The following is a 4,289-nucleotide window of genomic DNA, read 5'->3' as shown; positions in this document are numbered from 1 at the left end:
ATTGGCGATCGGCGTGCCGATGCAGATATCGCTCTGGCCCGAATAACGGGCCAGCAGCACATTGAACGCCGCGTACAGCGTCATGAACAGCGTGCCTTGTGTCTCGTTGCCCAGGCCCCGCAGTGCCGACACCAGCGTTGCCGGTAGCATGAACGACAGCATCGCTCCCCTATGACTCAGCCGCGCGGGCCGTGGTCGGTCCGTGGGCAGTGTCAACAAGCTCGGGCTGTTGGCCAGTTGCTGTTTCCAGTAACTCAGCTGCGGCGCCAACACTTCCATACTCAGCCATTGCCGCTGCCATTGCGCAAAGTCCGCGTATTGAATCGGCAGGTCGGACAACGGCGAGGGCTGGCCTTGCGTGAAAGACCGATACAAAGCGGCCAGCTCATGCATCACAACCCCCACGGACCAGCCGTCGGAGACGATATGGTGCATCGTCAAGTACAGGATGTGCTCTTCGTCGGCAAGCCGGAGCAAACCGAAGCGGACCAAAGGACCGACCGCCAGGTCGAACGGCTTGGCCACTTCCTCTTGCAGGCGCAAACGCACCTGCTCCTCGCGTTCGACCACCGGCAAACGGCTCAGATCGACGATGTCCAGCGGCAACGTCAACACCGGCGCAATGACTTGCACGGGCGCGTCATCGACCATCACAAAGGTGGTGCGTAACGCTTCATGACGGCGCACGATTTCGTTCAGCGTGCGGGCCAGAGCCTCCACCTTGAGCTGGCCGGTCAAACGAACAGCCGACGGGATGTTGTAGGTCGCGGTATGGCGCTCCAGCTGATCGAGGAACCACAGGCGTGCTTGGGCAAACGACAGCGGTAGCGGCGCAACCCGGTCTACCGGCAAGAGCGGTGGAGCATTCACACCTGTATCAGCTGCAGCCACTTTCAGCATCAAGGCGGCAATCGTCGGCGCCTCGAACAGGGCACGCAGGGGCAATTCGACCTTCAGTTCGCTCCGTCGTATGCGCGAGATCAGTTGCGTCGCCAGCAAGGAATGACCGCCCAGCGCAAAGAAGTCATCGTGGATGCCAACCTTGTCCAGCTTCAGCAACTCCGCCCAAAGGCCGGCCATGATTTCTTCGCTGGGCGTACGCGATGCGACATAGCCCACGTCGCTGCGCGTCATGTCAGGCGCCGGCAACGCCTTGCGATCCACCTTGCCGTTCGGCGTCAGTGGTATGCGATCGAGCGTGACGAAGTAACTCGGCACCATGTACTCCGGCAGCGTCTGCGACAAGACCGTGCGCAACTGCGCCGCCTCGGGCAGTCCCTGCCGTTCATGCGCCACCAGATAAGCCACCAGCCGCTTGTCGCCTACGTTGTCTTCCCGCGCCAGCACCACGGTTTCGCGAATTTGCGGCAGCAGCTTCAATTTCGCCTCGACCTCTCCCAACTCGATGCGGAACCCGCGAATCTTCACCTGGAAGTCGTTGCGGCCCAAAAATTCGATGTTGCCATCGGGTAGATAGCGTCCCAGGTCGCCGGTTTTGTACAGATGAGCATCGATATGGCCTGCCGGTGCAAACGGATCAGCGATAAATCGTTCTCGCGTCAGACTGGGAAGATTGATATAGCCAAGCGCAACACCCGCACCACCGATGTAGATCTCTCCTGCGACACCGATAGGAACAGGCTGCAGATAGCGGTCGAGCAGATAAATGCAGGTGTTGCCGATGGGACGACCAATGGGAATGCTGCGGCTTGCAACGACCTGCGTGATGTCGAACGTGGCCGCGAATGTCGTGGTTTCGGTCGGTCCATAACCATTGATCAGCCGTTTCGGTGGGTAGTTCTGCAAGACCTGTCCAATGATGTGCGGGTCGAGCACATCGCCGCCCACGATCAAGGCATGCAGTTGGGAAATCGCGCTGCCCAGGGCCTGCGCGTATTGGTTGAACAGTCCCACCGTCATCCACATGCCCGTGACGTGCTGCTCGCGGATGAGCGTGGCCAGCTTGGCTGGTGTCATCAGGTCGTCCTGACTCACGATAACGATGGCCGCACCGGTTTGCAGCGGAACCCAGATTTCCAGCGTGCTGGCATCGAAGGCCGGGTTGGCGGCGCAGGCGAACCGATCACCGGCCTGCAAATCGAGGTAACCGTTTTTGATCGCCAGGCGTTCGATCGCGCGATGCGGGACTTGCACACCCTTGGATTGCCCGGTCGAACCTGAGGTGTACATGATGTACGCACAGGCCGCGCCGTCGATGGCGGTCGCCAGATTGTAGTCGGGCTGTTGGGTCAGCTCGGTCCGGATATCGGCCCGATCGAGCTCCACACGTCGGACAATATCCGGCGCATCAATGCTGCTATGAGTGATCACGCATCGTGCGCCACAGTCCTTGAGCATTTGCGTCTGGCGATCGATAGGAAGAATCGCGTCCAACGGCACGTAGGCAGCACCAGCTTTGACAACGGCCAGTTCGGCAACGATGAGATCAACGCTACGCGGCAAGGCGATCGCGACAGTATCGCCATCCCGAACACCGCACGTGCGCAGCAGATGCGCCAGGCGATTGGCGCGCTGATTGAGCTGTTCGTAGCTATAGCGCTTCGCACCATCGATGACAGCCAAGGCATCGGGCGTTTGCTGCGCTATTTGTTCGAAACGCTGATGAATGCACAGCGCATCCAATCGGAGCATCGGAGAAAGGTAAACGGCAGCCGTATCGTTGAATACATGGAGCAACTGGTACCTTTCGGCGTCACCCAGCATCGCCAGCTCGCCGACCGGGCCGGTCGGATCGGTCACGATCACCTCGAGCAAGTGCGTGAGATGGTCGGCCAGGCGCGCAATCGTGCTCGCGTCGAACAAGTCCGTGCTGTATTCAAAGCATCCCTGCAGGCCGTCCTTGCTTTCGGTCAAAATCAGCGTGAGGTCGAACTTGGCGGTGACACTTTCATTGTCCAGTGCTTTGATCGATAGGCCGGGTAGCGCTAATTCGTCCATCGGCGTGTTCTGGAGTACCAGCATTACCTGGAACAATGGTGTATAGCTGGTATGCCGCTCCGGCTGCACGACTTCCACCAATTGCTCGAACGGCACATCCTGATGGGCATACGCATCCAGCGCGCACTGCCGTACTTGCTGCAACAGCGTCTTGAAATCGAGCGTCAGGTCGACCTGGTTGCGCAGCACCAACGTGTTGACGAAGAAGCCGACCAGGTCTTCGATTTCGCTGCGGTTGCGATTGGCAATCGGTGTGCCGATGCAGATATCGCTCTGACCCGAATAACGGGCCAGCAACACATTGAACGCCGCGCATAGCGTCATAAACAACGTACTTTGCGTCCGGCGGCCTAACTTCTGCAGGTCCGACACCAGCGTCGTCGGAACCATGAATGAAAGCATCGCACCCTCATTGCTCGGCCGCGAAGGCCGCGGCCGGTCCGTGGGCAGTGTCAACAAGCTCGGGCTGTCGGCGAGTTGCTGTTTCCAGTAACTCAGCTGCGGTTCCAGCACGTCTACGCTCAACCACTGCCGCTGCCATTGCGCAAAGTCCGCGTATTGAATCGGCAAATCCGATAACGGTGATGGCAAGCCTTGCGTGAAGGACCCGTACAAGGTGGCCAACTCTCGCATCACGACTCCGACCGACCAGCCATCGGAAACAATGTGGTGCATCGTCAAGAGCAGGACGTGCTCCTCGTCCGCAAGCCGGATCAGGCTGAAGCGAATCAAGGGACCTACCTCAAGGCCGAAAGGTTTGCTCAAGTCATCCTGCAGGCGCAGACGTAGTTGTACCTCACGCTCCACGGCTGACAAGTTGCTCAGATCGATGATCGTCAACGGCAATATTAATGTCGGCGCGATGATTTGAATTGGCTCGTCATCGACCATAACGAACGAAGTACGCAGCGATTCATGGCGGCGCACGATGTCGTTGAGTGCGCGCTCCAGCGCGTCCACGTTAATTTGGCCGTCCAACCGAATGGCCGATGGGATGTTGTAGATCGCCGTGTGGCGTTCCAACTGATCCAGGAACCACAAGCGCGCCTGGGCAAACGACAACGGCAGCGGCGCATCCCGGTTGACGGGCAACATCGATGGGGCATTCATATCGGTATCGGCTGCAGCCACCTTGAGCATCAAGGCTGAAATCGTCGGCGCTTCGAACAGTGCACGCAAAGACAATTCAACTTGTAACGCACGCCGTATGCGCGAGATCAGTTGCGTCGCCAGCAAGGAATGGCCGCCCAACGCGAAGAAGTCATCGTGGATACCGACCTTGTCCAGCTTCAGCAGCTCCGCCCAAAGGCCAGCCATGATTTCTTCGGTCG

At 59.0% G+C, this 4,289-nt stretch carries 1 protein-coding gene; it reads right to left on the bottom strand.

Annotation, left to right across the window (positions count from 1 at the left end; translation table 11 throughout):
- On the bottom strand, positions 1-4,275 hold a 4,275-nt coding region (locus HDE80_RS21955; protein WP_184674448.1), incomplete at its 3' end, for a non-ribosomal peptide synthetase.
- Positions 4,276-4,289 lie beyond the last annotated feature (14 nt).

It is taken from the genome of Rhodanobacter sp. A1T4 (assembly GCF_014207185.1).
In the GTDB taxonomy this organism is placed as follows: Bacteria; Pseudomonadota; Gammaproteobacteria; order Xanthomonadales; family Rhodanobacteraceae; genus Rhodanobacter.
The sequence above is the reverse complement of the archived record's forward strand: the minus strand, read 5'-3'. Positions and strand labels throughout refer to the sequence as shown.